We start from the raw sequence: 24,991 nt of genomic DNA, 5'->3' as shown, positions 1-24,991 counted from the left end.
GCAGGCCCTATAATGCGGCGTTTTGCGTCAACGGAATTTCTTACCCAGTGCCAGCCTCTTCTGAGACTCTGCTCGAGCTACGCGACGTCGACTTCGGTTACGGCGACCGGCTCGTCCTGTCGAACCTGAACATGCGCTTCACGCGCGGTCAGGTCGTCGCCGTCATGGGCGGCTCGGGCTGCGGCAAGACTACGACGCTTCGGCTGATCGGCGGTCTCGTCAAGGCGAGCCGCGGCCAGGTGCTGTACGGCGGGCAGGACGTCGGCGCGCAGACGCGGGACGGTCTGTACGCGCTGCGCCGGAAGATGGGCATGCTGTTCCAGTTCGGCGCGCTCTTCACGGATCAAACGGTCTTCGAGAACGTCGCGTTCCCGCTGCGCGAGCACACGGATCTGCCTGAAGCACTTATCCGCGATCTCGTTTTGATGAAGCTCAACGCCGTGGGCTTGCGCGGCGCGCGCGACCTCGCGCCGTCGGAAATTTCGGGCGGCATGGCGCGTCGCGTGGCGCTGGCGCGCGCCATCGCGCTCGATCCCGAACTCATGATGTACGACGAGCCGTTCGCGGGTCTCGATCCCATTTCGCTCGGCATCACCGCCAAGCTGATCCGCACGCTGAACGACGCGCTCGGCGCCACGTCCATTCTCGTCTCGCACGACGTCCCGGAATCGTTCGCCATCGCCGACTACGTGTACTTCGTGGCCAACGGCGGCATCCACGCGGAAGGCACGCCCGCGCAACTGCGCGCGTCGCAGGACCCGACCGTGCGCCAGTTCATCGACGGCACGCCCGACGGCCCCTTCAAGTTCCACTACGCGAGCCAGAACCTCGCAGCGGATTTCGGCATCGGAGGCAAGGCATGATCAGCGCACTCGGACGCTGGGTGCTCGACGGCTTCGGCACCGCCGGTTACGCGACGCGCATGCTCGCGCGCCTCGTGCTCGAATTCTTCCCGCTGCTGCGCCGCCCGCGGCTTGTCACGAAACAAATCCACTTCGTCGGCAATTATTCGCTCGTGATCATCGCGGTGTCGGGTCTGTTCGTCGGCTTCGTGCTCGGCTTGCAGGGCTATTACACGCTCAATCGCTACGGCTCGGAGCAGGCGCTCGGGCTGCTCGTCGCGCTGTCGCTCGTGCGCGAGCTCGGGCCCGTGGTCACGGCGCTGCTCTTCGCCGGGCGCGCGGGCACGTCGCTGACGGCGGAAATCGGCCTCATGAAGGCGGGCGAGCAACTCACGGCTATGGAAATGATGGCCGTCGATCCCATCAAGGTGGTCGTCGCGCCGCGCATGTGGGCGGGCATCATTTCGATGCCGGTGCTCGCGGCCATTTTCAGCGCGGTCGGCGTGATCGGCGGCTATGTGGTCGGCGTGCTGCTGATCGGCGTGGATTCGGGCGCGTTCTGGTCGCAGATGCAGGGCGGCGTGGATGTCTGGCGCGATGTCGGCAACGGCGTCGTGAAAAGCGTCGTGTTCGGTTTCGCGGTGACGTTCATCGCGTTGTTTCAGGGCTACGAAGCCCGGCCGACGCCGGAAGGCGTGTCGCGCGCGACGACGAAAACGGTCGTGTACGCGTCGCTCGCCGTGCTCGGCCTCGACTTCCTGCTGACCGCGTTGATGTTCAGCTAATGGACCACTCGCGGACGCCCGCGAGGGCGTGGGCGGTGTGAAGGGCACAGACCGTCACGCGCAACCCGCGACAAGATTCTCTTTGGAAAGACGATGAAAAAGACTGCTCTCGACTTTTGGGTCGGCCTCTTCGTGGTGCTCGGTTTCGTGGCGCTGCTGTTTCTCGCGCTGAAGGCCGGCAACATGAGTTCCCTGTCGTTCCAGCAAACCTACGCCGTTCGGCTCAAGTTCGACAACATCGGCGGCCTCAAGCCGCGCGCGCCCGTGAAGAGCGCGGGCGTGACGGTCGGGCGCGTCGGCTCCATCGGCTTCGATCCGAACGCGTATCAGGCGGTCGTGACCATCGACATCGACAAGCAGTACCAGTTTCCGAAGGATTCGTCCGCGAAGATCCTGACCTCGGGTCTGCTCGGCGAGCAGTACATCGGCCTCGAGCCGGGCGGCGACGATCAGATGCTCAAGAACGGCGACACCATCACGATGACGCAATCGGCTGTCGTGCTCGAAAACCTGATCGGACAGTTCCTCTACAACAAGGCGGCGGATTCCGGCGCGTCGAAGGCAGCAACGCCGGCCGCACCGGCCGCTGCTGCGCCGGCGTTCCCTGGCGCGGCCAGCGCAATGGGCGCTGCACCCGCACCGGCTGCACCCGCGGCGTCGGGCGCGGCGGCAGCGAGCGCGGCATCGGGCTCGGCTCAATAAGGAGAAGCTATGTACGCGATGGGGCTGCGGCGCGTGCTTGTCTCGGCGGCGGCGGTGACGCTCGCCGGTTGCGCGACGGTGACGACGCCCACGAAGGGCGATCCGTTCGAGAGCTACAACCGGACGATGTTCACCATCAACGACAAGGTGGATCAGTTCGCGCTGAAGCCGGTCGCGAAGGCGTACGTGTGGAGCGTGCCGGAGCCGGTGCGCAACAGCGTCACGAACTTCTTCTCGAATATCGGCGATGTGTACATCGCGGCGAACAATCTGCTGCAGTTGAAGATCGCGGATGGCGTCTCCGACATCATGCGCGTCGCGATCAACACGGTGTTCGGCGTCGGCGGCCTCTTCGACGTGGCGACGGTCGCCAAGTTGCCGAAGCACGCCGGCGACTTCGGGCTGACGCTCGGTCATTACGGCGTGCCGTCGGGACCGTATCTCGTGCTGCCCCTGCTCGGGCCGAGCACGGTGCGCGACACGAGCGGGCTGGTGGTCGACTACTTCGGCAGTCCGTTGACGTACGTGAGCCCGGATTCCGTGAGCTGGGCGCTGTATGGCGTGAACCTCGTCAATACGCGGGCGAACCTGCTTGGCGCGACGGACGTACTCGCCGATGCCGCGCTCGACAAGTATTCCTTCGTGCGTAACGCGTACTTGCAGCGTCGCCAGTATCTGATTCACGGCGACAACGACGGCGATAGCGACAGCATGCCGAACTACGACGAAGCGCCGCTGCCGACGTACGCCGAACCCGGCGGCGCAAGCGGCGCGGTGGGCGCATCGGCAACGGCGGTGCCCCCAGCGGCTGCGTCGGCGGCGGAAGCCGCGTCGGGCGCGGCGCCTGCTTCGGGAACCGCAGCCACGCCGAACGCCGCGAGTTCGAGCGGCGCGACCGTGCCAGGCAATCAGTACGTGCCGCCGCGTGCGCCGCCCGGCTTCCCTTCGTTCCGCCTGCGTTGAGCGCATCTACGCTAACGCGCGGTAACATGATTGACAGCGTTTATTACAGATTGGCCGGTGCGCGGCCTGAACTTGGTTCAAGCCGCGCACTCCAATCCAAGCCACTTCTTTTGCAGGGTCTGCGATGAAAAAACTCTTCTTGCTTCCTTTCTTTGCCATGCTGATGGCGTTCTGCGGCGCGGCGTCGGCGCAAACGGTCGATACGAGCGCGCCCGACGGCATGATCAAGACCGTCACTCAGCAGGTTCTCGATCAAATCAAGTCGGACCCGAAGCTCCAGTCGGGCGACGTGCAGCACATCACTGAGCTCGTCAACCAGAAGATCCTGCCGTACACGGACTTCACGCGCACCACGCGTCTCGTGATGGGTCGCAACTGGAATTCGGCCACGCCGGAGCAGCAGAAGCAGATCGTCGAGCAGTTCAAGATGCTGCTGATCCGCACGTATTCGGGCGCGTTGAGCCAGGTCCGCAATCAGACCATTCAGTACAAGCCGTTCCGCGCATCGCCGGAAGACACGGATGTCGTCGTTCGCTCGGTCGTGATGAACAACGGCCAGCCGGTCGAGCTCGACTATCGCCTGTACAAGACGCCGCAAGGCTGGCGCGTGTATGACATCAACGTGCTCGGCGCATGGTTGATCCAGGCGTATCAGCAGCAGTTCAGCGAGCAGATCTCGCAACACGGCGTCGACGGCCTGCTGCAGTTCCTCACGCAGCGCAATCAGCAACTCGCGAGCGGCAAGGCTTCGTCGTGAGCGCAGTCGGCACGGGCGGCCGTTTCCAGACGGCCGCGTCCTTGACTCACGAAAGCGCGAAGGCCGCGCTCGAAGCCGGCCTTTCGCGCATCGCCGCCGGCGCGACGGAAGTCGATTGCGCGCCGCTTCGGCAGTTCGATTCGTCCGCGCTCGCCGTGCTGCTCGCATGGCAGCGCGCGGCCACTGCGCGCGGCGCCGCGCTCGGTATCGTCAACATTCCCTCCGGGCTTGCCAGTCTCGCGCAAGCCTATGGCGTCGACACGCTGCTCACCTTCCGACATTGATCCTGTCCTGACTCTTTTGCTCAGGCGCGGCGGCGCTCATCAGCGTAAGCACCGCCGCAAACAGGATCGCTCCGACGTCGGCTCTACCGGCTTTGCCCTATAATCAAACGTTTTTTCGCGCCCGAACCCGGCCCCTTTTTGAAGCGAGCCCGAGTCCGTCACGCGTAATCCGCACAATCGAGGCGCGGCCGCACGAGGCGCGCGCACTGTTCATGTCAGCCATAGAAATCCGAAACGTCCGAAAGCGCTACAAGGATCTGCAGGCGCTCAAGGGCGTGAGCCTCACGGTGGAAGAGGGCGAGTTCTTCGGCCTGCTCGGTCCGAACGGCGCGGGCAAGACCACGTTGATCAGCATTCTCGCGGGACTGGCGCGCGCCGATAGCGGCACGATCAGCGTGCGCGGTCATGATGTCGTCAGCGATTTTCGCGCGGCGCGTCGGGCGCTCGGCGTCGTCCCGCAAGAGCTGGTGTTCGATCCGTTCTTCACGGTGCGCGAGTCGCTGCGCATCCAGTCGGGCTATTTCGGCCTGCGCAACAACGACGACTGGATCGACGAGGTCATGGCGAACCTCGATCTCACCGAGAAAGCCGACGTCAACACGCGCGCGCTTTCCGGCGGCATGAAGCGCCGCGTGCTGGTCGCGCAGGCGCTGGTGCATCGGCCGCCTGTGATCGTGCTGGACGAACCCACGGCCGGCGTGGACGTCGAGCTTCGGCAGACGCTCTGGAAGTTCATCTCGCGCCTCAATCGCGAGGGCCATACCATCGTGCTGACCACGCATTACCTCGAAGAAGCCGAATCGCTGTGCGACCGCCTCGCGATGCTTCGCCGCGGCGAGATCGTCGCGCTGGAGCGCACGAGCGCGCTGTTGCAGCGTTTCGCCGGCATGCAGCTTTATCTGCGCTTTTCGAGCGGCGTGCTGCCAGCCGACCTGCGCTCGCTGGAAGTCGATCCTCAAGCGGTATCCGGCGCGCAGCACCTGCTGCGCTTGTCGAGCTACGACGAAGTCGAGCCGATCCTCGCGAAATGCCGCGCGGCGGGCTGCACGTTCGATGAAATCGAAGTGCGCAAAGCCGATCTCGAAGACGTGTTCCTTCAGGTCATGAACGAGCCGGAAATGGTCGAGGGGCTTTCATGAGCGGCTTCCAGACGTTGTTCTACAAGGAGCTGCTGCGCTTCTGGAAGGTGTCGTTTCAGACGGTGCTCGCGCCGATCGTCACCGCGCTGCTCTATCTCACCATCTTCGGTCACGCGCTGACCGGGCATGTGCAGGTCTATCCGGGTGTCGGGTACACGAGCTTTCTCGTGCCCGGCCTCGTCATGATGAGCGTGTTGCAGAACGCATTCGCGAACAGTTCGTCGTCGCTGATCCAGTCGAAGATCACGGGCAATCTCGTGTTCGTGCTGCTGCCGCCCATCGCGCATTGGGAGATGTTCTTCGCCTACGTGCTGGCGTCGGTGGTGCGCGGGTTGTGCGTCGGCTTCGGCGTGTTCATCGTGACGATATGGTTCATCCCGATGTCTTTTTCCGCGCCGCTCTACATCATTGCGTTCGCGATGCTCGGCTCGGCGATTCTCGGCACACTCGGTCTGATCGCCGGCATCTGGGCCGACAAGTTCGATCAATTGGCAGCGTTCCAGAACTTTCTGATCATGCCGCTCACGTTTCTGTCGGGCGTCTTCTATTCGACGCATTCGCTGCCGCCCATCTGGCGCGCGGTGTCGCATCTGAATCCGTTCTTCTACATGATCGACGGTTTCCGCTACGGCTTTTTCGGCTCGTCGGACGTGAACCCGCTCTTGAGCCTGTGTATCGTCGGCGGCTTTCTGGTCGTGCTCGCGCTGATCGCCGTGCGGCTGCTCGCGAGCGGCTACAAGCTGCGTCACTAAATCCCAAGGAGACATCCCATGTTGCCGACTCCAGAGCAAGTGAAGGACTACATCGCTGGCGGTCTGTCGTGCCAGCATCTCGAAGTGGAAGGCGACGGCCAGCATTTTTTCGCGACCATCGTGAGCGATGCGTTCGTCGGCAAACGCCTGATCGCGCGTCATCAACTGGTCTACGCGGCGCTCGGCGAGCGCATGCGCGAGGAGATTCATGCGCTCAGCATGAAGACCCTCACCCCCGACGAATGGAAATCGGCCTGAGTCCATTCGGCGAAGCCAAATCAAGTCACACGCAGGTCACACGCCCAACCCTCAGCAACAGCTAGCAACACCCGGCATGACCGGTAGAAGCAGGCAGAACCAGGCAGCACAGAGTGCGGAACATTCAAGATAACCGCGGCGCCGAATCCGGCTCCGCAGCAGGACGCTCGGTCGAAGGACAAGCAACCATGGACAAACTCGTCATCACGGGGGGCGCGAAGCTCTCCGGCGAAATCACCGTATCGGGCGCCAAGAACGCGGCTTTGCCGATTCTGTGCGCGAGCCTTCTCACCGCCGACGACGTCCATCTGTCGAACGTGCCGAACCTGAAGGACGTGCGCACCACGCTCGAACTGCTGCGGCAGATGGGCGTGCAGTCCGAAGCCATGACCGATGGCCGCGTGACGCTCAACGCGTCGAAGGTGCATAACCTCGTCGCGCCGTACGAGATGGTGAAGACCATGCGCGCGTCGATTCTCGTGCTCGGGCCGCTCGTCGCGCGTTTCGGCGAGGCGAAGGTGTCGCTGCCGGGCGGCTGCGCCATCGGCGCGCGTCCGGTCGATCAGCACATCAAAGGCCTTCAGGCGATGGGCGCCGAGATCAACATCGAGCACGGCTTCATCGAGGCGCGCGCGAAGCGCCTGAAGGGCGCGCGCATCATCACGGACATGATCACCGTGACCGGCACCGAGAATCTGCTGATGGCGGCAGTGCTTGCCGACGGCGAAACGATCATCGAGAACGCGGCGCGCGAGCCGGAAGTGAGCGACCTCGCGAATCTCCTCGTCGCGATGGGCGCGAAGATCGAGGGTATCGGCACCGACCGGCTCGTGATTCAGGGCGTCGAAAAGCTGCATGGCGCGCGTCATGCCGTGGTGCCCGACCGCATCGAAGCGGGCACGTTCCTGTGCGCGGTCGCGGCGGCCGGCGGCGACGTCACGCTGCGCCACGTGAGCCCGTCCCTGCTCGACGCCGTGACGGCCAAGCTGCGCGAAGCGGGCGTGTCCATCGAGGAAGGCGACGACTGGATGCGCGTGCGCATGAGCAAGCGGCCGGAAGCCGTGAACATTCGCACATCCGAATATCCCGCCTTCCCGACCGACATGCAGGCGCAGTTCATGGCGCTGAACGCCATTGCAAGCGGCACGTCGCAAGTGGTCGAGACCATTTTCGAGAACCGCTTTATGCACGTGCAGGAGCTGAACCGCCTGGGCGCGAGCATTACCGTCGATGGCAACACGGCGCTCGTCAGCGGCGTCGCGCAACTGTCGGGCGCGAAGGTCATGGCGACCGATCTGCGCGCGTCGGCGAGCCTCGTGATCGCGGCGATGTGCGCGGACGGCGAAACGCTGATCGACCGCATCTACCATCTGGATCGCGGCTACGACCGCATGGAGTCGAAGCTGACGGCGGTCGGCGCGAACGTTCGCCGCATCAAGGGCAGCGGGAGCGAGCAATGAGCTCGTTGCCGCAGACGTCGTCGTCGGTCGAGGCCAGCGCGCCGCTCACGCTCGCGCTCTCGAAAGGGCGTATCTTCGAGGAAACGGTGCCGCTGCTCGCGGCAGCGGGCGTGCAGGTCGCCGAAGATCCGGAAAGCTCGCGCAAGCTGATCCTTCCGACCACGAACCCGAACCTGCGCGTGATCATCGTGCGCGCGACCGACGTGCCGACGTACGTCGAATACGGCGCGGCGGATTTCGGCGTGGCGGGCAAGGACGTGCTGATCGAGCATGGCGGCGGCGGTCTGTATCAGCCGGTGGATCTGAACATTGCGCGCTGCCGGATGTCGGTGGCGGTGAAGGCGGGCTTCGACTACGCCAACGCGGTGCGCCAGGGCGCGCGGCTGCGCGTCGCGACGAAGTACACGGAGACGGCGCGCGAACACTTCGCGGCGAAGGGCGTTCACGTCGATCTGATCAAGCTGTACGGATCGATGGAACTCGCGCCGCTCGTCGGCCTCGCGGATGCGATCGTCGATCTGGTGAGCTCCGGCGGCACGTTGCGCGCGAACAACCTGGTCGAGGTCGAAGAAATCATGCAGATTTCGTCGCGGCTCGTGGTGAATCAGGCGGCGCTCAAGTTGAAGCGCGCGGCGCTGAAGCCCTATCTCGACGCGTTCGAGCGCGCCTCGGCAGCAACGAACAACTAGGGCGGCCGCCTCACGCTTGCCGCCCACAGGACAATCGGAAACCAGCATGTCTATCAAGATTCGTAAGCTCGATTCCAGCACCGATGGTTTTCAAAAGGCGCTGCGCGCGGTGCTCGCGTTCGAAGCGAGCGAGGACGAAGCCATCGAGCGCGCCGTCGCGCAGATTCTCGCGGACGTCAAAGCGCGCGGCGACGAAGCCGTGCTCGAATACACGAACAAGTTCGATCGCCTGAAAGCGGACAGCGTCGCGGCGCTCGAATTGCCGGCGTCCGAGATGGAAGCCGCGCTGGAAGGTCTGGAGCCGAAGCGCCGCGCGGCGCTCGAAGCGGCGGCGGCGCGCGTGCGCGGCTATCACGAAAAGCAGCGCATCGAATGCGGCAGCCATAGCTGGCAGTACACCGAAGCGGACGGCACCGTGCTCGGCCAGAAGGTGACGCCGCTCGATCGCGCGGGCATCTACGTGCCGGGCGGCAAGGCGGCGTATCCGTCGTCCGTGCTGATGAACGCGATTCCGGCGCGTGTCGCGGGCGTGAAGGAAATCGTGATGGTCGTGCCCACGCCCGATGGCGTGAAGAATCCGCTCGTGCTCGCGGCCGCGCTGCTCGGCGGCGTAGATCGCGTGTTCACCATCGGCGGCGCGCAGGCTGTCGGCGCGCTCGCGTACGGCACGCAGACCGTGCCGGCTGTCGACAAGATCTGCGGTCCGGGCAACGCGTATGTGGCGTCGGCGAAGCGTCGCGTGTTCGGAACCGTCGGCATCGACATGATCGCGGGACCGTCCGAGATTCTCGTGATCTGCGACGCGACCACCGATCCGCGCTGGGTCGCGATGGACCTGTTCTCGCAAGCCGAGCACGACGAACTCGCGCAATCCATTTTGCTGTGCCCGGACGCGGCGTTCATTCAGCGCGTCGAGGACGCGATCGTCGAACTGCTTCCCGCGATGCCGCGGCGCGACGTCATCCAGCGCTCGCTCGAAGACCGCGGCGCGCTCATCAAGGTGAAGGACATGGCCGAAGCCTGCGCCATCGCCAATGAGATTGCGCCGGAGCATCTGGAGATTTCCGCGCTCGATCCGCATCAGTGGGCCGCGCAGATTCACAACGCGGGCGCGATGTTCCTCGGCCGCTACACGAGCGAAAGCCTCGGCGACTATTGCGCCGGCCCGAACCACGTGCTGCCGACTTCGCGTACCGCGCGTTTTTCGTCGCCGCTCGGCGTCTACGACTTCATGAAGCGTTCGAGCGTCATCGAAGTGAGTTCGGACGGCGCGCAGACATTGGGTGAAATCGCGGCGGAACTGGCGTATGGCGAGGGTTTGCAGGCGCATGCCAAGAGCGCCGAATACCGGATGAAAAACGTCGGCTGAAGCGAGCCATCCGATCGAAAAAGGCGGCCTGGAAGCCGCCGCCAGCGCAAACAGCGCCACCATGACCACACCGAACGACATCATTCGTCCCGACGTCCTCGCGATGACGAGCTATCCCGTGCCGGAATCCACGGGCCTCATCAAGCTCGACGCGATGGAAAATCCGTACACGCTGCCCGACGCGCTCGCGCAACGGCTCGGCGCGCATCTCGCGGGCGTCGCGCTGAACCGTTATCCGGCGCCGCGCCCGGCTGAACTCATCGCGAAACTCAAGCGCGCAATGCACGTCCCGCCCGCGTGCGACGTTCTGCTCGGCAACGGTTCCGACGAGTTGATCAGCATGATGTCTATCGCGTGTTCGAAGCCGGGCGCGAAGGTCGTCGCGCCGGTGCCGGGCTTCGTCATGTATCACCTGTCGGCGGCGTTCGCGAATCTCCAATTCATCGGCGTGCCGCTCAATGCCGATTTCACGCTCAACGCCGACGCGCTCATCGCCGCCATCAAGGAACACGCGCCCGCGCTCGTCTATCTCGCGTATCCGAACAATCCGACCGGCACGCTCTACGACGACGCTGACATCGAACGCGTGATCGCGGCGGCGACGAAAAGCCTCGTCGTGATCGACGAGGCGTATCAGCCGTTCGCCGGGAAAACGTGGATGCCGCGCGCCGCGCAGTTCGATAACGTCGTCGTCATGCGCACGGTGTCGAAGCTCGGCCTCGCGGGCATCCGCCTCGGTTACATGGCCGGTTCGCCCGCGTGGATCACGCAGTTCGACAAGGTGCGCCCGCCGTACAACATCAACGTGCTGACGCAGGCCACCGCCGATTTCCTGCTCGATCATCTAGATGTGCTCGACGCGCAAGCCGCCGCGTTGCGCGAAGCGCGCGCCGACCTCGCGCGTGAAGTCGCCGCGCTGCCGGGCATGACCGTTTATCCGAGCGCGGGCAACTTCCTGCTGGTGCGCGTGCCCGATGCGGCGCTCGCGTTCGAAACCCTGCTTACGTCGCGGGTTTTGGTGAAAAACGTGAGTAAAATGCATCCGTTGCTTACGAATTGCGTGCGATTGACGGTCGGAACGGCCGAAGAGAACGCGCAGATGCTCGCGGCGCTGAGAAAGCTCGCCCCCAACTGAACCCCTTCTTCGAAAAGTCTCAAGGAAACACCATGCGCATTGCGGAAGTCGTTCGCAACACCAGCGAAACGCAGATCCGTGTAAAGCTCGATCTGGACGGCACCGGCAAGCAGAAGCTCGCCACCGGCGTGCCGTTTCTCGATCACATGCTCGACCAGATTGCCCGTCACGGCCTGTTCGACCTCGAAATCGAAGCGCATGGCGACCTCCATATCGACGATCACCATACCGTCGAAGACACCGGCATCACGCTCGGGCAAGCGGTGGCGAAGGCTATCGGCGATCGCAAGGGCATTCGCCGCTATGGTCATTCGTACGTGCCGCTCGACGAGGCGCTGTCGCGCGTCGTGATCGACTTCTCGGGGCGGCCGGGGCTCGAATTCCATGTGCCGTTCACGCGTGCGCGCATCGGCACGTTCGATGTCGATCTCACCATCGAATTCTTTCGCGGCTTCGTGAACCACGCGGGCGTGACGCTGCATATCGACAACCTGCGCGGCATCAACGCGCATCATCAGGTCGAGACCGTGTTCAAGGCTTTCGGCCGCGCGCTGCGCATGGCCGTCGAAGTCGACGAACGCGCGGCGGGACAGATTCCATCGACCAAAGGCAGTCTCTGATCAGCCGTTTGCCGATTCGGCGCCGAAAAGCGTCTAACTCGGCCGGCCATTCGCGATGGATCTTTTCAAGTCGTTCATATCCTTGCTCGCGCTGATCAACCCGATCGGCGCGATACCGTTTTTTCTGAGCCTCACCTCGCAGCAATCGGACGTGGAGAAGCGCAACACCATCCGCGTCGCGTGTATTTCGGTGTTCTGCGTGATTGCCGTGACCGCGTTGCTCGGGCAGCAGATCATCGCGTTCTTCGGTATTTCAGTCGGATCGTTCGAAGTGGGCGGCGGCATCATCATGCTGCTCATGGCGATCAGCATGCTGAACGCGCAAGTCGGCAACGCGCGCTCGACGCCCGAAGAGCGCATGGAAGCGGAAGAGCGCAACAGCATCGCAGTCGTACCGCTCGCCATTCCGCTGCTTACCGGGCCGGGATCGATCAGCACGGTGATCGTCTATGCTGCAAGTGCGCAGCACTGGTACGACCGCTTCGGGCTCGTCGTGCTGGGCGCGATCATCGCGGCGCTGTGCTTCGGCGCGCTGAATCTCGCGGAGCCGATCGCGCGCTGGGTCGGGCGCACCGGAATCAATATCGGCACGCGTCTCATGGGATTGATGCTGTCGGCGCTGGCGGTGGAATTCATCGTCAACGGGTTGAAGGCCCTGATGCCTACTTTGAAATGAAAACTTCGATTGCGATTGTTGATTACGGAATGGGCAACCTGCGCTCGGTGTATCAGGCGCTGAAGAAGGCCGCGCCCGACGCGGACGTGGCGATCGTCGATCAGCCGCAGGCCATTCACGCGGCCGATCGCATCGTGCTGCCGGGGCAGGGCGCGATGCGCGACTGCATGGCGCATCTCGGGCAATCGGGCCTGCAGGAAGCGGTGATGCAGGCGTCGCGCGAAAAGCCGATGCTCGGCGTGTGCGTCGGTGAACAGATGCTCTTCGATTGGAGCGAGGAAGGCGACACGCGCGGGCTCGGCCTGTTCCCGGGCAAAGTGGTGCGTTTCCGGCTTGAAGGCCGCGTGCAGGACGACGGCTCGCGCTTCAAAGTGCCGCAGATGGGCTGGAACCGCGTGCGTCAGACGCAGGCGCATCCGGTCTGGGACGGCATCGCGGATGGCGCGTTCTTCTACTTCGTGCACAGCTATCACGTCGCGCCGGAGAACCCGGCGCACACATCGGGCGAAACCGTCTACGGCGATGCGTTCACGTCGGCGGTCGCGCGCGACAACATCTTCGCGACCCAGTTTCACCCGGAAAAGAGCGCCGACGCCGGCTTGCGCCTTTATCGCAACTTCGTTCACTGGAACCCGTGAACGTCGGCGCGCGCGAGCCTCGCGGCCACGCCTCCGCGCGATTGAGTGCGGCAAGACTTGTACTACACTAGCGAGACGGCCCGCGAGGCCGTTTCAATCACTTTCACCCAGAAGATACGCGATACCTATGCTGCTCATTCCGGCCATCGATCTTAAAGACGGTCAGTGCGTGCGCCTCAAGCAGGGCGATATGGACCAGGCGACCATTTTTTCAGAAGATCCGGCGGCGATGGCCCGGCATTGGGTCGACAAGGGCGCGCGCAGACTGCACCTCGTCGATCTGAACGGCGCGTTCGCGGGCAAGCCGAAGAACGGCGACGCCATTCGGGCGATCATCGAAGAAGTGGGCAGCGAAATTCCGGTGCAGCTCGGCGGCGGCATCCGAGACCTCAACACCATCGAACGCTATCTGGACGACGGTCTTTCGTACGTGATCATCGGCACGGCGGCGGTGAAGAATCCCGGTTTCCTGCAAGACGCGTGCAGCGCGTTCGGCGGGCACATCATCGTCGGGCTGGACGCGAAAGACGGCAAGGTCGCCACCGATGGCTGGAGCAAGCTGACCGGCCACGAAGTCGTGGACCTCGGCCGCAAGTTCGAGGATTACGGCTGCGAGTCGATCATCTACACGGACATCGGCCGCGACGGCATGCTTCAGGGCATCAACATCGACGCGACCGTGCGGCTCGCGCAAGCGGTCAAGATTCCGGTGATCGCAAGCGGCGGGTTGTCGAGCATCGCGGACATCGAATCGCTCTGCGAAGTCGAGGACGAAGGCATCGAAGGCGTGATCTGCGGACGCGCGATCTATTCGGGCGACCTCGATTTCAAGGCGGCGCAAACCCGCGCCGACGCACTGCGCGAAGCGGACGACGCTTAAGGCCGCACTTCCGGCTTCTCCCGCGAGCACACTGAAGCGCGCCGGGCGGCGCTGGCCGCCCTCAACCGTACCGAACCGGCAGTAGCTAGAACATGGCCCTCGCAAAACGCATCATCCCCTGTCTCGACGTGACCGCTGGCCGCGTGGTGAAGGGCGTCAACTTCGTCGAACTGCGCGACGCGGGCGATCCCGTCGAAATCGCGCGACGCTACGACGATCAGGGCGCCGACGAACTCACGTTCCTCGACATCACCGCGACGTCCGACCAGCGCGATCTCATTTTGCCGATCATCGAGGCGGTGGCCTCGCAGGTCTTCATTCCGCTGACCGTCGGCGGCGGCGTGCGCGCGGTCGAGGACGTCCGGCGCTTGCTGAACGCGGGCGCGGACAAGATCAGCATGAACTCGTCGGCGGTCGCGAATCCGCAACTCGTGCGCGACGCGTCGGACAAGCACGGCTCGCAGTGCATCGTCGTCGCGATCGACGCGAAGCGCGTGTCGGGCGAAGGCGAGCTGCCGCGCTGGGAAGTGTTTACGCACGGCGGCCGCAAGGCGACCGGCATCGACGCAGTCGAATGGGCGCGCAAGATGGCGGAGCTCGGTGCGGGCGAGATCCTGCTGACCAGCATGGATCGCGACGGCACGAAGGCCGGCTTCGATCTGGCGCTGACGCGCGCCGTGTCGGATGCGGTGCCCGTTCCGGTGATCGCGTCGGGCGGCGTCGGGTCGCTGAAGCATCTGGCGGACGGCATCGTCGAAGGGCACGCCGACGCGGTGCTCGCCGCGAGCATCTTCCACTACGGCGAGCATACGGTCGGCGAAGCGAAGCGTTTCATGGCCGATCAAGGCATCTCGGTGAGGATCTGAACCGTGAGCGACCCGACGAATTGGCTCGACAAGGTGAAGTGGGACGCGAACGGCCTCGTGCCCGTCATCGCGCAGGAAGCATCGACGAACGACGTGCTGATGTTCGCGTGGATGAACCGCGAGGCGCTGGCGAAGACCATCGAGCTGAAGCGCGCCGTCTATTTTTCGCGCTCGCGACAGCGCCTTTGGTTCAAGGGCGAAGAATCGGGGCACGTTCAGCACGTGCACGAAGTGCGGCTCGATTGCGATGAAGACGTCGTGCTGCTCAAGGTCGAGCAGGTGTCGGGCATTGCGTGCCATACGGGCCGCCATTCCTGCTTCTTCCAGAAATTCGAGGGAACGGCCGAAAGCGGCGAGTGGGTCGCCGTCGAGCCGGTCCTGAGAGACCCAGAAAGCATTTACAAATGACGCAAGCCACCACGCTGGACACGCTGCTTCGCCTTGCCGCCGTCATCGACAGCCGGAAGGGCGGCGATCCGGAACAATCCTACGTTTCGCGACTCTTTCATAAAGGTGACGACGCGGTCCTGAAGAAGATCGGCGAGGAAGCGACCGAAGTCGTGCTCGCCGCTAAGGACGCGCGCCACGGCGGCGCGTCGAAGGCGCTCGTCGGCGAGGTCGCCGATTTGTGGTTTCATTGTCTCGTGATGCTGTCGCACTTCGACCTGAGTCCCGCCGACGTGATCGCCGAACTGGAGCGGCGCGAAGGTCTGTCGGGTATCGAGGAAAAGGCGCTGCGCAAGTCGCGCGAGCGCGAACAGAACGGCGGCTGACGAGGCGTTCGCCCACTTTTCTCGCGCAAGCGGAGGAGGCAAGCATGGCCGGGCTCGATGGACCGTACCCGCCGCCTGTGGTTCAGACGCCGGCGGAAGACGAGCGGCTGCGCAGCCTGCGCACGCTCACGCACATTCTTTATGCGCTGTACGCGCTCTATTGGCTGACGGGCGGGCTGACCGTGCTCGTCGCGGTCATCATCAATTATCTGAAGCGCGGCGATACCGTCGGCACGCCGTATCAGGCGCACTTTTCTTGGCAGATCCGCACGTTCTGGTGGGCGGTGCTCGGCCATGTGATCGGCGTCGCGCTGCTGTTCGTGGGCGTCGGCTTTCTCATTCTGTCCGCAGTCGGCATCTGGACGCTGTATCGCGTCATCAAGGGCTGGCTGTTCCTCTACGAAAACAAACCGATCGACCCGCAGACGTGGTTCTAGCGGCGATGCCTGGCAACGGAGTACGCACATTCATGAGCCAAGACAACTGCATCTTCTGCAAGATTGCCTCCGGGCAGATTCCGAGCACCAAGGTCTACGAGGACGACGAATTCGTCGCGTTTAACGACATCAACCCGGCCGCGCCGGTTCATGTGCTCGTGATTCCGCGTCGGCACATCGAGACGCTTTCGGACTGTTCCGAAAGCGATGCGCCGCTGCTTGGTAGAATGTTAAGTCTCGTTGGCCGTCTCGCGAAAGATTTGGGCGTTTCCTACACGGGTGGGGATACCGGTTTCCGGACGGTCATCAATACCGGGCCAGGCGGCGGGCAGGAGGTGTATCACATTCATGCGCATCTTCTGGCTGGGGCGCGTCCGTGGCGGCGAATGGGCTGACGCCGGTTTCATCGGCGTTTTGCTTTCCAATGCCATATTGGGCGCGCAAAATCGATACTGATAGCCGAGGCGGCATTGCTTCGGCTCGAGCTGCAGGCCAGCCTTCCGTCGCGGAAAGGCTTTTGCGGCGGAAATAGGAGAGTTTTCATTCATGGGTTCGTTAAGCATTTGGCATTGGTTGATCGTTCTGCTGATCGTGGCGCTCGTCTTCGGCACGAAGAAATTGCGCAATATCGGCGGTGATCTGGGCGGCGCGGTTCGCGGCTTCAAGGAAGGCATGCGCGAGGAAGACAACCCCGCGTCGGCCGATAAGCGCGATCAACTGCCGCGCGACACGGTGGACGTCGAAGCGAAGGACAAGACGCGTTCGGGCGACTACCGCTAATCGAACGGGCGAACGTAACCCTGCACAGTTCCTTCAATGCTCGATCTCGGTCTGACCAAAATGGCGCTCATCGGCGTCGTCGCGCTGGTGGTGCTCGGGCCGGAGCGGTTGCCCGGCGTCGCGCGCACGGCGGGCGCGCTCTTCGGGCGCGCTCAGCGTTACATCAACGACGTGAAGTCGGAGGTGGCGCGCGAGATGGAACTCGACGAACTCAAAAAGATGCGCACGCAGTTCGAGACGGCGGCGTCGAACGTCGAATCGACGATTCACGACAATCTGCGGCGCCACGAGTCCGACCTGAACGATGCGTGGCGGGAAGGCACGTCGGTCGAGCCGAGCATCGCGGGAGGCGCTTCAGCGTCCGCGGATGAAAGCGGCGCTTCCGACAAGCCTTGGGTGAACTCGACGTTCGCGCCGGCGAAGCGCAAGAACTGGCGCGTCAAGCAGACGGCGGTTCCGAGCTGGTACAAGCGCACCACCGCGCGCCGCACGCGCGTGCAGTCGGGCGCGGCCCGCGTCGCGCGTCATACGCCTGCTAGCTTGCGCCGTCCGACGAAGTTCTTCTGACACGGCCGCATTTCTTCCATCGATGATCCAAACCGAGGGCCGGCGTGAGCGACCCGCAACACAATAAAGACGAGCCCGTCGAAGAGACGTTTATCTCCCATCTGGTGGAACTGCGCGATCGCATCATCCGCGCGGGGGCTTCGGTCATCGTCGTTTTCGTCGGGCTGGTGTACTGGGCGCCCGACATCTTCAAACTGCTCGCGCGTCCGCTGATGCAGAACCTGCCGCGCGACGGCAAGATGATCGTGACCGACGTCACCGGCTCGTTCTTCGTGCCGATGAAAGTGACGATGCTCGTCGCCTTCGTCATCGCGCTGCCGTTCGTGCTGTATCAGATCTGGGCGTTCGTCGCGCCGGGGCTCTATCAGCATGAGAAGAAGCTCGTCGCGCCACTGGTGTCGAGCAGCTACGCGCTGTTTCTCTGCGGCATGGCGTTCGCGTATTTCATCGTGTTCCCGACCATTTTCCGCGTGATGGCGCATTACAACGCGCCGCTCGGCGCGGAGATGACGACGGATATCGACAATTACCTCAGCTTTGTGCTGACCATGTTCCTTGCGTTCGGCGTCACGTTCGAGGTGCCTATCGTCGTGGTGCTGCTCGCGCGCATGGGCGTCGTGTCGATTCAGAAGCTCAAGCAGATCCGGCCGTATGTGATCGTCGGCGCGTTCATCATCTCGGCCGTGGTGACGCCGCCCGATGTTTTCTCGCAGCTCATCCTCGCGATTCCGCTCATCATCTTGTACGAAGCGGGAATCGTGGCGGCGCGGCTCGTTGTCGGAAAAGACGCGATCGAAAGCGAAGAACTGACCGTGAAATAGCTGCGGCCGATTGTCGCAGCGTCGGCCGGACCGAGCGCGCATTTTCCGCAGTAAAAAAGGCAGCCGAAGCTGCCTTTTTCTTTGGACGCTCGGCGCGTTATTCGTCGCCCTGATCGCCCTGATCTTCGTCCGGCGTCTGCGGCGCCTTGGGCTGCGCGGGCCGTTTGCCGATCATCACGTTCACGTCCAGTTCCTTGTTCTTGCGCATCAGATGCACTTTCACGGACGTGCCCGGCTTGATCTGAGCAACGACATTCAAGAGGCGCGTGGTGTCGGTGATCGTGTCCTCGTTGATGCTGACGAGAATATCGCCCGGCTTGATGCCGGCTTTATCCGCCGGGCCGCCTTGCAGCACGCCCGCGACGATCGCGCCGGATTTCTGATCGAGCCCGAACGATTCGGCGATTTCCGGCGTCACGTCCTGCGGCTCCACGCCGATCCATCCGCGCGTCACGGTGCCCGTCGTGATGATGCTCTCGAGCACGCTGCGCGCCGTCGACACCGGAATGGCGAAGCCGATGCCGAGCGAGCCGCCGCTACGCGAATAGATGGCAGTGTTGATGCCGAGCAGATTGCCGTTCACGTCCACGAGCGCACCACCCGAGTTGCCGGGATTGATGGCGGCGTCGGTCTGAATGAAGTTCTCGAACGTATTGATGCCAAGGTGATTGCGCCCGAGCGCGCTCACGATGCCCATCGTCACCGTCTGGCCGACGCCGAACGGATTGCCGATCGCCAGCACGACGTCGCCGACGTGCGTCTGGTCCATTCGCCCGAGCGTGATGCTCGGCAGGTTCGTCAGCGCGATCTTCAGCACGGCGAGGTCCGTTTCGGGATCGACGCCGATCACTTTCGCGCTCGACGTGCGGCCGTCTGCCAGCGCGACTTCGATCTGATCCGCGCCGTCCACGACGTGCTGGTTCGTTAGAATGTAACCTTCCGAGCTGACGATGACGCCTGACCCGAGATTCGACGCGGGAGGCTCGTCGTTCTTGCGTCTGTTCTTGTCGCCGAAGAAGTAGCGGAATAGCGGGTCTTTGGCTCGCGGGTCCGCCGGCAGATTGCCGTCTTTGCTGGAAAACACGTTCACCACCGCGGGCATCGCCTTTTGCGCGCCGTCCGCGTACGACGACTGGAGCGGGCGCGAGCCGATGCTCGGCGCCACTTCCTGTAACGCGACGATCGGCTCGGCGAGTTGCTTGCCGAATTGGCCCTGACGTTGAAGCCACTGCGGTTTCAGGGTCGCGATGATGAACATCAGAGCCAAAAGCACGGTGACCGCTTGGGCAAAAAACAGCCAGAAGCGTCTAAGCATTTGAAGGGATAGAGGATTTCATGGATCGGATCGAACTCGAATTGTATCTGAACAACCTGCTGGAAATCGGCCGCTTCAAGGACTATTGCCCGAACGGCCTACAGGTGGAAGGCACGCGCCGCGTTCAGAAAATCGCGACCGGCGTGACGGCTTCGCTCGCCTTCCTGAAAGCCGCGCTCGAGTGGGGCGCGGACACGGTGCTCGTCCATCACGGCTATTTCTGGCGCAACGAGGCGCCGCAGATCACGGGGCGCAAGCATCGGCGGCTGCGCACGCTGATCGCCAACGACATCAATCTTTTCGCGTATCACCTGCCGCTCGACGCGCATCCGGAACTCGGCAACAACGCGCAGATCGGCGCGCGGCTCGGCCTCATTGCCGACGGCCGTTTCGGCGATCAGGACATCGGCTGGGTCGCCCCGATCACCATGCCGCTTTCGCTCGAGCACTTCACCGCGACCGTCGAGAACGCGCTCGGCCGCAAGCCGCTCGTGTTCGGCGATGCCGACCGGGAACTGCGGCGCGTCGCGTGGTGCACGGGCGGCGCGCAGGGCTATTTCGAACAGGCCATCGACGCGGGCGCCGACGTGTATCTGAGCGGCGAAGTGTCCGAGCAGACGATGCACATCGCGGCGGAATCCGGCGTGGCGTATATCGCGGCGGGGCATCACGCGACGGAGCGCTACGGCGTGCAGGCCGTCGGCGCGCACCTGTCCGAAGAGTTCGACATCGAGCATGTGTTTATCGATATCGATAATCCGGTTTGAAGCGGCGTTTTTTCTTCGTTTGGGCCCGGCTGAAGGCATGAAAGGATGCTTCACGCGAACGCGCGAAAACGTGGGGAAAACCCGGAAGGTTCGCTAAATCCGGGTAATTTTCCCCTAACGGCCCTTGTAAATGGCAACTCCATTCGCGCACACTAGCGGCGGAACACTGATGTGACGGTATAAATCCAACTCAGAAGTGGGGCGTGTGATGCGAGACAAGGACGATAAGCGCGTCGATGGCGGCCGCCGTACCTGGCTGATTACGACGACCGTGGCGGGTGGTGTCGGAGGTGTGGCAACGCTGGTTCCCTTTGTTGGTTCGTTCGCTCCGTCGGAGAAGGCCAAGGCGGCGGGCGCGCCCGTCGAGGTCGATATCAGCGGACTAAAGCCGGGCGAAATGATGACGGTCGCCTGGCGCGGCAAGCCGGTGTGGATCGTGAATCGCACGGACGAAATGCTGTCCGACGTGAAGAAGGCCGACAACGAAGTGGCCGATCCGAAGTCCAAAATGGAATTCTCGATGCCGTTGCCGGAGTACTGCAACAACGAGTTCCGCTCCCGCGCCGATCATAAAAACATATTCGTGGCCGTCGCCGTCTGTACGCACCTCGGCTGCACGCCGACGCCGCGTTTTTCTGAAGGTCCGCAACCCAATCTTCCCGATAACTGGCCGGGCGGCTTTCTTTGCCCGTGCCACGGCTCGACCTATGACATGGCCGGCCGCGTCTTCAAGAACAAGCCCGCGCCGCAGAATCTGGACGTGCCGCCGTACATGTTCACATCCGCGACGCAACTCGTGATCGGCAAGGACGAAAAGGGAGAGGCTTAAATGGCGACCGCAGACAAGGATGTGGAAACGACGGGCTTCTTGGGCTGGATAGATCGCCGGTTTCCTTTGACATCCACCTGGAAGAAACACGTTTCCGAATACTACGCGCCGAAGAACTTCAACTTCTGGTATTTCTTCGGCTCGCTTTCGATGCTCGTGCTCGTCATTCAGATCGTCACGGGCATCTTTCTCGTCATGAATTACAAGCCCGATGCGACGCTGGCTTTTGCATCGGTCGAGTACATCATGCGTGAAGTGCCGTGGGGCTGGCTCATCCGGTATATGCATTCCACGGGCGCGTCGATGTTTTTCGTCGTCGTTTATCTGCATATGTTCCGCAGTCTGATGTACGGGTCGTACCGCAAGCCGCGCGAGCTCGTCTGGATTTTCGGGTGCGCCATTTTCCTGTGCCTGATGGCAGAGGCGTTTTTCGGCTATCTGCTGCCTTGGGGGCAAATGTCGTTCTGGGGCGCGCAGGTGATCGTGAATCTGTTCTCGGCGATTCCTTTTATCGGTCCGGATTTGTCGCTGTGGATTCGAGGCGATTATGTCGTGTCGGACGTCACGCTGAACCGCTTCTTTTCGTTTCATGTGATCGCGATTCCGCTCGTTCTGATCGGGCTCGTTGTTGCGCATCTGGTCGCGCTGCATGAAGTGGGATCGAATAATCCGGACGGCATCGAAATCAAGGCGAAAAAGGACGCGAACGGCATTCCGCTCGACGGTATTCCGTTTCACCCGTATTACTCGGTCCACGACTTCATGGGCGTGTGTGTCTTTTTGCTGATTTTCGCGGCGATCATTTTCTTCGCGCCGGAAATGGGCGGCTACTTCCTCGAAGCGAATAACTTCGTGCCGGCTAATCCGCTGCAAACGCCGTCTGAAATCGCGCCCGTGTGGTACTTCACCGCGTTCTACGCGATGCTGCGTGCGACCACCGATCCGTTCAAGATCGTGCTGATGATCATCATCGCGCTGCTCGGGGTGTTCGCGTTTTTGCGCGCGCGCGGAAAATGGCGCATTGGGCTGCCAGTCCTCGCGCTCGTCGTGATCGTGTTCATGGCGCTCACCGAATCCAAGTTCTGGGGCGTGGTCGTGATGGGCACGGCGGTCGTCTCGCTGTTCTTCGTGCCCTGGCTGGATCGCAGTCCGGTGAAGTCGATCCGCTACCGGCCGCTCTTTCACAAAGTCTTTTACGCGATTTTCGTCTTCGCGTTCCTGGTGCTCGGCTTTTTGGGAACGCGTCCGCCATCGCCGGCGGGGACGCTCATCGCGCAGATCTGCGCGCTCATTTATTTCGCGTTTTTCCTCGGCATGCCTTTCTGGACGCCGCGCGGCAGATTCAAGACGCCGCCCGAGCGAGTGAACTACAAACTCCACTAAGCGCCCGCCCGGAGACGACACGATGAAAAAATGGCTCTCGACTCTCGCGATGATCGGCGCGGCGATGTTCGCGTTCAGCGCGGCGCCGGTGCACGCGGAGGAAGAAGCGGTGCTGGACCGCGCGCCCGATAACGCGGACAATTTTGCGTCCTTGCAGCACGGCGCTCAAATATTTGTAAACTACTGCCTGAACTGCCATAGCGCGAGCCTGATGCGCTACAACCGTCTGACGGACCTCGGGCTCACGCAGAAGCAGATCCAGGAAAATCTGCTGTTCACGACGGACAAGATCGGCAACACCATGAGCATCGCTATGCGCCCGGACGACGCTAAAGCGTGGTTCGGCGCGTCGCCGCCGGATTTGTCGGTGGAGGCGCGGGCGCGCGGCAAGGACTGGCTCTATACGTACTTGCGCAGCTTCTACCGCGATCCCACGAGGCCGACGGGCTGGAACAATCGCGTGTTCGAGAACGTGGGGATGCCGCATGTGCTATGGACGCTGCAAGGCATCCGTGACGCACGGTTCGAGACGGATACGGACGAGAAAACCGGCGAAAAGACAAAAAGATTCGTGGGTTACACTCAGGTGACGCCTGGCACCATGTCGAACGTGGATTATGATTCAGCTGTGGCCGATCTGGTTTCGTACCTTTCGTGGATGTCCGAACCCGCCCAGCAGACCCGCAAGCGCCTCGGCGTCTGGGTCTTGCTGTTTCTGGCGCTCCTGAGCTTCCTCGCATGGCGTCTGAACGCGGCATACTGGCGAGATATCAAATAGCACGCCATCGACGGCGTGGGTCGGCTCGACGGCGCTCCCGGGAGGGAGCCCCGCGGCCGGCCTTCGAGTTTACTGAAGGGACTTAAAAAACATGATGGTTCTGTATTCCGGCACTACTTGCCCGTTCTCCCAGCGCTGCCGGCTGGTGTTGTTCGAAAAGGGCATGGATTTCGAGATTCGCGACGTCGATCTGTTCAACAAGCCGGAAGACATCGCGGTGATGAACCCGTACGGTCAAGTGCCGATTCTCGTCGAGCGCGACCTGATTCTGTACGAGTCGAACATCATCAACGAGTACATCGACGAGCGTTTCCCGCATCCGCAGCTGATGCCGGCCGATCCGGTCCAGCGTGCGCGTGCGCGCCTGTTCCTGCTTAACTTCGAGAAAGAACTCTTTGTGCACGTCGGCACGCTCGAGAACGAGAAGGGCAAGGCGGCCGAGAAGAACCACGAAAAGGCGCGCAGCGCGATCCGCGACCGCCTCACGCAACTCGCGCCGATCTTCTTGAAGAACAAGTACATGCTGGGCGAGGAATTCTCGATGCTCGACGTCGCGATCGCGCCGCTCTTGTGGCGTCTGGATCACTATGGCATCGAGCTGTCGAAGAACGCCGCGCCGCTGATGAAGTACGCCGAGCGCATTTTCAGCCGCCCGGCCTATATTGAAGCGCTCACGCCTTCCGAAAAGGTGATGCGTCGATAGTTTGCGAGAACGGGGCGCGCCCGGCGCGAGTTCGCGCGACCGTGCTCCGGCAGAGGAAAGTTGATGCAAGAAATTTCCACCAAGCCGTATCTGTTGCGCGCGCTGTACGAATGGTGCACCGATAACGGTTTTACGCCCCACATCGCCGTGCGAGTCGACGGCGCGACGCGCGTGCCGCGCCAGTTCGTGCGCAACGACGAGATCGTGCTCAACATCAGCTTCGAGGCGACGAGCCAGTTGCAGATGGGGAACGAATGGATCGAGTTCAGCGCGCGCTTCTCCGGGAAGTCGCACAAGATCGAGGTCCAGGTCGCCAACGTGCTCGCCATTTATGCCCGCGAAAACGGACAGGGAATGGCGTTCCCGGTCGAGCAGTCGTCGCATTCCGCGAGCGAGCCAAGCGTGTCGGCCGCACCCCGCTCGGGCGATCGGGAAGCCCGTCGCGTCGAGTCTCCGGCGGAGGATCAGTCGGGCGCTGCAGCGGCTTCGTCGCGCGACGAAGCGCCGTCGGGCTTGTCGGATGACGACGCTTCGAAATCCTCTGGCCGGTCGCACCTGAAAGTCGTTAAATGAAGTAGAATCTCGTCCTTCGCCGGCTTAGCTCATCTGGTAGAGCAGTTGATTTGTAATCATCAGGTGGCGGGTTCGAGTCCTGCAGCCGGCACCAAGATTTGAGCGTCGACGGGTCGTGCGATGTCCGCACGGCCCGTTTGCTTTAAGTGAGCCGATTGGTTCGCAGGTCGAGGCCGGAAGGCGAGTCAAAAAGAAGCTTCAAAAACTTGTTGACACTGACCGAAACGACGTACATAATCTCGTTTCTCTGCTGCGGATGCAGCGACGCAAGACGAAGCGGTGCTGAGCCAGGTGCTCGGTACGGTGAAGTAAAAAGTCTTGGCGGATTGCTCTTTAAAAACTAACAGCCGATAAGTGTGGGCGCTTGATGGTGAGTGCGGCCGGTTCTTCGGAGCCGGGCAAGCAAAAGTATCAAGAGTCTCACACGAAGTATCAGAGGAAGGTTTATCT

Annotated in this window: 33 protein-coding genes and 1 tRNA gene; 32 read left to right on the top strand and 2 right to left on the bottom strand. The window is 62.7% G+C overall.

Annotated features, from left to right (window positions below; translation table 11 throughout):
* Window positions 1-47 precede the first annotated feature (47 nt).
* The 25 genes from NCR35_RS13865 (at window position 48) to tatC (ending at window position 18,193) form a co-directional block, all read left to right on the top strand.
* Entirely contained in the window at window positions 48-863 is an 816-nt protein-coding gene (locus NCR35_RS13865; protein WP_248320607.1) for an ABC transporter ATP-binding protein, read from the top strand.
* Entirely contained in the window at window positions 860-1,627 is a 768-nt protein-coding gene (gene mlaE / locus NCR35_RS13860; protein WP_175946503.1) for a lipid asymmetry maintenance ABC transporter permease subunit MlaE, read from the top strand. The genes NCR35_RS13865 and mlaE overlap by 4 nt, the downstream gene beginning before the upstream one ends.
* A 93-nt stretch (window positions 1,628-1,720) precedes the next feature.
* Window positions 1,721-2,329, top strand: coding sequence for an outer membrane lipid asymmetry maintenance protein MlaD (mlaD, locus tag NCR35_RS13855; protein WP_244847355.1), 609 nt, complete (start codon window positions 1,721-1,723; stop codon window positions 2,327-2,329).
* Between the two features lie 9 nt (window positions 2,330-2,338).
* Entirely contained in the window at window positions 2,339-3,292 is a 954-nt protein-coding gene (locus NCR35_RS13850) for an MlaA family lipoprotein (protein WP_250534791.1), read from the top strand.
* A gap of 124 nt (window positions 3,293-3,416) precedes the next feature.
* Window positions 3,417-4,049 (top strand): MlaC/ttg2D family ABC transporter substrate-binding protein, encoded by a 633-nt coding sequence (locus tag NCR35_RS13845; protein ID WP_244847353.1) that lies wholly within the window; start codon window positions 3,417-3,419, stop codon window positions 4,047-4,049.
* Window positions 4,046-4,333 (top strand): STAS domain-containing protein, encoded by a 288-nt coding sequence (locus tag NCR35_RS13840; RefSeq protein WP_175946510.1) that lies wholly within the window; start codon window positions 4,046-4,048, stop codon window positions 4,331-4,333. The genes NCR35_RS13845 and NCR35_RS13840 overlap by 4 nt, the downstream gene beginning before the upstream one ends.
* Window positions 4,334-4,545: 212 nt before the next feature.
* The gene (locus NCR35_RS13835) at window positions 4,546-5,472 is read left to right on the top strand and encodes an ABC transporter ATP-binding protein (protein ID WP_175946512.1); all 927 of its coding nucleotides are present in this window, start codon (window positions 4,546-4,548) and stop codon (window positions 5,470-5,472) included.
* Window positions 5,469-6,224, top strand: a complete 756-nt coding sequence (locus NCR35_RS13830; RefSeq protein ID WP_250534790.1) for an ABC transporter permease — start codon at window positions 5,469-5,471, stop codon at window positions 6,222-6,224. Before NCR35_RS13835 ends, NCR35_RS13830 begins: the two co-directional genes overlap by 4 nt.
* A gap of 18 nt (window positions 6,225-6,242) precedes the next feature.
* The gene (locus tag NCR35_RS13825) at window positions 6,243-6,482 is read left to right on the top strand and encodes a BolA family protein (protein ID WP_035506651.1); all 240 of its coding nucleotides are present in this window, start codon (window positions 6,243-6,245) and stop codon (window positions 6,480-6,482) included.
* Window positions 6,483-6,670: 188 nt separating this feature from the next.
* On the top strand, window positions 6,671-7,942 hold the full coding sequence (gene murA, locus NCR35_RS13820) for a UDP-N-acetylglucosamine 1-carboxyvinyltransferase (protein ID WP_244847351.1): 1,272 nt from the start codon (window positions 6,671-6,673) through the stop codon (window positions 7,940-7,942).
* Window positions 7,939-8,631: an ATP phosphoribosyltransferase gene (gene hisG, locus NCR35_RS13815; protein ID WP_175946518.1), complete on the top strand. Its 693-nt coding sequence runs from the start codon at window positions 7,939-7,941 to the stop codon at window positions 8,629-8,631. Before murA ends, hisG begins: the two co-directional genes overlap by 4 nt.
* A 46-nt stretch (window positions 8,632-8,677) precedes the next feature.
* A complete protein-coding gene (hisD, locus tag NCR35_RS13810) occupies window positions 8,678-10,000 on the top strand; it encodes a histidinol dehydrogenase (RefSeq protein ID WP_250534789.1) in 1,323 nt (440 codons plus the stop codon).
* Window positions 10,001-10,061: 61 nt separating this feature from the next.
* A complete protein-coding gene (hisC, locus tag NCR35_RS13805; protein ID WP_250534788.1) occupies window positions 10,062-11,135 on the top strand; it encodes a histidinol-phosphate transaminase in 1,074 nt (357 codons plus the stop codon).
* 32 nt (window positions 11,136-11,167) lie between these two features.
* Window positions 11,168-11,755, top strand: a complete 588-nt coding sequence (hisB, locus tag NCR35_RS13800; RefSeq protein ID WP_175946524.1) for an imidazoleglycerol-phosphate dehydratase HisB — start codon at window positions 11,168-11,170, stop codon at window positions 11,753-11,755.
* Window positions 11,756-11,810: 55 nt separating this feature from the next.
* On the top strand, window positions 11,811-12,431 hold the full coding sequence (locus NCR35_RS13795) for a YchE family NAAT transporter (RefSeq protein WP_206467118.1): 621 nt from the start codon (window positions 11,811-11,813) through the stop codon (window positions 12,429-12,431).
* A complete protein-coding gene (gene hisH, locus NCR35_RS13790) occupies window positions 12,428-13,069 on the top strand; it encodes an imidazole glycerol phosphate synthase subunit HisH (protein WP_250534787.1) in 642 nt (213 codons plus the stop codon). The genes NCR35_RS13795 and hisH overlap by 4 nt, the downstream gene beginning before the upstream one ends.
* 127 nt (window positions 13,070-13,196) lie before the next feature.
* Window positions 13,197-13,949, top strand: coding sequence for a 1-(5-phosphoribosyl)-5-[(5-phosphoribosylamino)methylideneamino]imidazole-4-carboxamide isomerase (gene hisA, locus NCR35_RS13785; RefSeq protein ID WP_175946530.1), 753 nt, complete (start codon window positions 13,197-13,199; stop codon window positions 13,947-13,949).
* 92 nt (window positions 13,950-14,041) lie between these two features.
* Entirely contained in the window at window positions 14,042-14,815 is a 774-nt protein-coding gene (gene hisF / locus NCR35_RS13780; RefSeq protein WP_250534786.1) for an imidazole glycerol phosphate synthase subunit HisF, read from the top strand.
* 3 nt (window positions 14,816-14,818) lie between these two features.
* Window positions 14,819-15,223 (top strand): phosphoribosyl-AMP cyclohydrolase, encoded by a 405-nt coding sequence (gene hisI / locus NCR35_RS13775; protein WP_250534785.1) that lies wholly within the window; start codon window positions 14,819-14,821, stop codon window positions 15,221-15,223.
* Window positions 15,220-15,588 (top strand): phosphoribosyl-ATP diphosphatase, encoded by a 369-nt coding sequence (locus NCR35_RS13770; protein ID WP_250534784.1) that lies wholly within the window; start codon window positions 15,220-15,222, stop codon window positions 15,586-15,588. The genes hisI and NCR35_RS13770 overlap by 4 nt, the downstream gene beginning before the upstream one ends.
* Window positions 15,589-15,632: 44 nt before the next feature.
* Window positions 15,633-16,025: a DUF4870 family protein gene (locus tag NCR35_RS13765; protein ID WP_250534783.1), complete on the top strand. Its 393-nt coding sequence runs from the start codon at window positions 15,633-15,635 to the stop codon at window positions 16,023-16,025.
* 32 nt (window positions 16,026-16,057) lie between these two features.
* Window positions 16,058-16,420 (top strand): histidine triad nucleotide-binding protein, encoded by a 363-nt coding sequence (locus NCR35_RS13760; RefSeq protein ID WP_250534782.1) that lies wholly within the window; start codon window positions 16,058-16,060, stop codon window positions 16,418-16,420.
* A 151-nt stretch (window positions 16,421-16,571) separates the two neighbouring features.
* Window positions 16,572-16,805: a Sec-independent protein translocase subunit TatA gene (gene tatA / locus NCR35_RS13755; protein WP_206467114.1), complete on the top strand. Its 234-nt coding sequence runs from the start codon at window positions 16,572-16,574 to the stop codon at window positions 16,803-16,805.
* A 36-nt stretch (window positions 16,806-16,841) separates the two neighbouring features.
* Window positions 16,842-17,372 (top strand): Sec-independent protein translocase protein TatB, encoded by a 531-nt coding sequence (tatB, locus tag NCR35_RS13750; protein WP_250534781.1) that lies wholly within the window; start codon window positions 16,842-16,844, stop codon window positions 17,370-17,372.
* A gap of 44 nt (window positions 17,373-17,416) precedes the next feature.
* Window positions 17,417-18,193 (top strand): twin-arginine translocase subunit TatC, encoded by a 777-nt coding sequence (gene tatC / locus NCR35_RS13745; RefSeq protein ID WP_250534780.1) that lies wholly within the window; start codon window positions 17,417-17,419, stop codon window positions 18,191-18,193.
* Window positions 18,194-18,290: 97 nt separating this feature from the next.
* On the opposite strand, the gene NCR35_RS13740 is transcribed toward tatC, so the two are convergent.
* Window positions 18,291-19,508, bottom strand: a complete 1,218-nt coding sequence (locus NCR35_RS13740; RefSeq protein WP_175946549.1) for a S1C family serine protease — start codon at window positions 19,506-19,508, stop codon at window positions 18,291-18,293.
* A 20-nt stretch (window positions 19,509-19,528) separates the two neighbouring features.
* On the opposite strand from NCR35_RS13740, the gene NCR35_RS13735 reads away from it, so the two are divergent.
* From NCR35_RS13735 to NCR35_RS13705, 7 genes are all read left to right on the top strand, one after another.
* Window positions 19,529-20,275 carry a Nif3-like dinuclear metal center hexameric protein gene (locus tag NCR35_RS13735; RefSeq protein WP_250534779.1) on the top strand — a complete coding sequence of 249 codons (747 nt, stop codon included), beginning with the start codon at window positions 19,529-19,531 and terminating at the stop codon, window positions 20,273-20,275.
* 208 nt (window positions 20,276-20,483) lie between these two features.
* Window positions 20,484-21,104, top strand: a complete 621-nt coding sequence (petA, locus tag NCR35_RS13730) for a ubiquinol-cytochrome c reductase iron-sulfur subunit (protein ID WP_244847339.1) — start codon at window positions 20,484-20,486, stop codon at window positions 21,102-21,104.
* The gene (locus NCR35_RS13725; RefSeq protein ID WP_250534778.1) at window positions 21,105-22,487 is read left to right on the top strand and encodes a cytochrome b; all 1,383 of its coding nucleotides are present in this window, start codon (window positions 21,105-21,107) and stop codon (window positions 22,485-22,487) included.
* 22 nt (window positions 22,488-22,509) lie between these two features.
* The gene (locus NCR35_RS13720; protein ID WP_250534777.1) at window positions 22,510-23,265 is read left to right on the top strand and encodes a cytochrome c1; all 756 of its coding nucleotides are present in this window, start codon (window positions 22,510-22,512) and stop codon (window positions 23,263-23,265) included.
* Between the two features lie 91 nt (window positions 23,266-23,356).
* Window positions 23,357-23,968, top strand: a complete 612-nt coding sequence (locus tag NCR35_RS13715; protein WP_008344155.1) for a glutathione S-transferase N-terminal domain-containing protein — start codon at window positions 23,357-23,359, stop codon at window positions 23,966-23,968.
* A gap of 63 nt (window positions 23,969-24,031) precedes the next feature.
* Entirely contained in the window at window positions 24,032-24,541 is a 510-nt protein-coding gene (locus tag NCR35_RS13710) for a ClpXP protease specificity-enhancing factor (protein ID WP_250534776.1), read from the top strand.
* Between the two features lie 18 nt (window positions 24,542-24,559).
* Window positions 24,560-24,635: transfer RNA gene (locus tag NCR35_RS13705), tRNA-Thr, on the top strand.
* Between the two features lie 91 nt (window positions 24,636-24,726).
* On the opposite strand, the gene NCR35_RS13700 is transcribed toward NCR35_RS13705, so the two are convergent.
* Window positions 24,727-24,991: hypothetical protein (locus tag NCR35_RS13700; RefSeq protein WP_250534775.1), on the bottom strand; the 265-nt coding region annotated here is incomplete at its 5' end.

It is taken from the genome of Caballeronia sp. AZ10_KS36, from assembly GCF_023631105.1.
Lineage (GTDB): Bacteria > Pseudomonadota > Gammaproteobacteria > Burkholderiales > Burkholderiaceae > Caballeronia.
The sequence above is the reverse complement of the archived record's forward strand: the minus strand, read 5'-3'. Positions and strand labels throughout refer to the sequence as shown.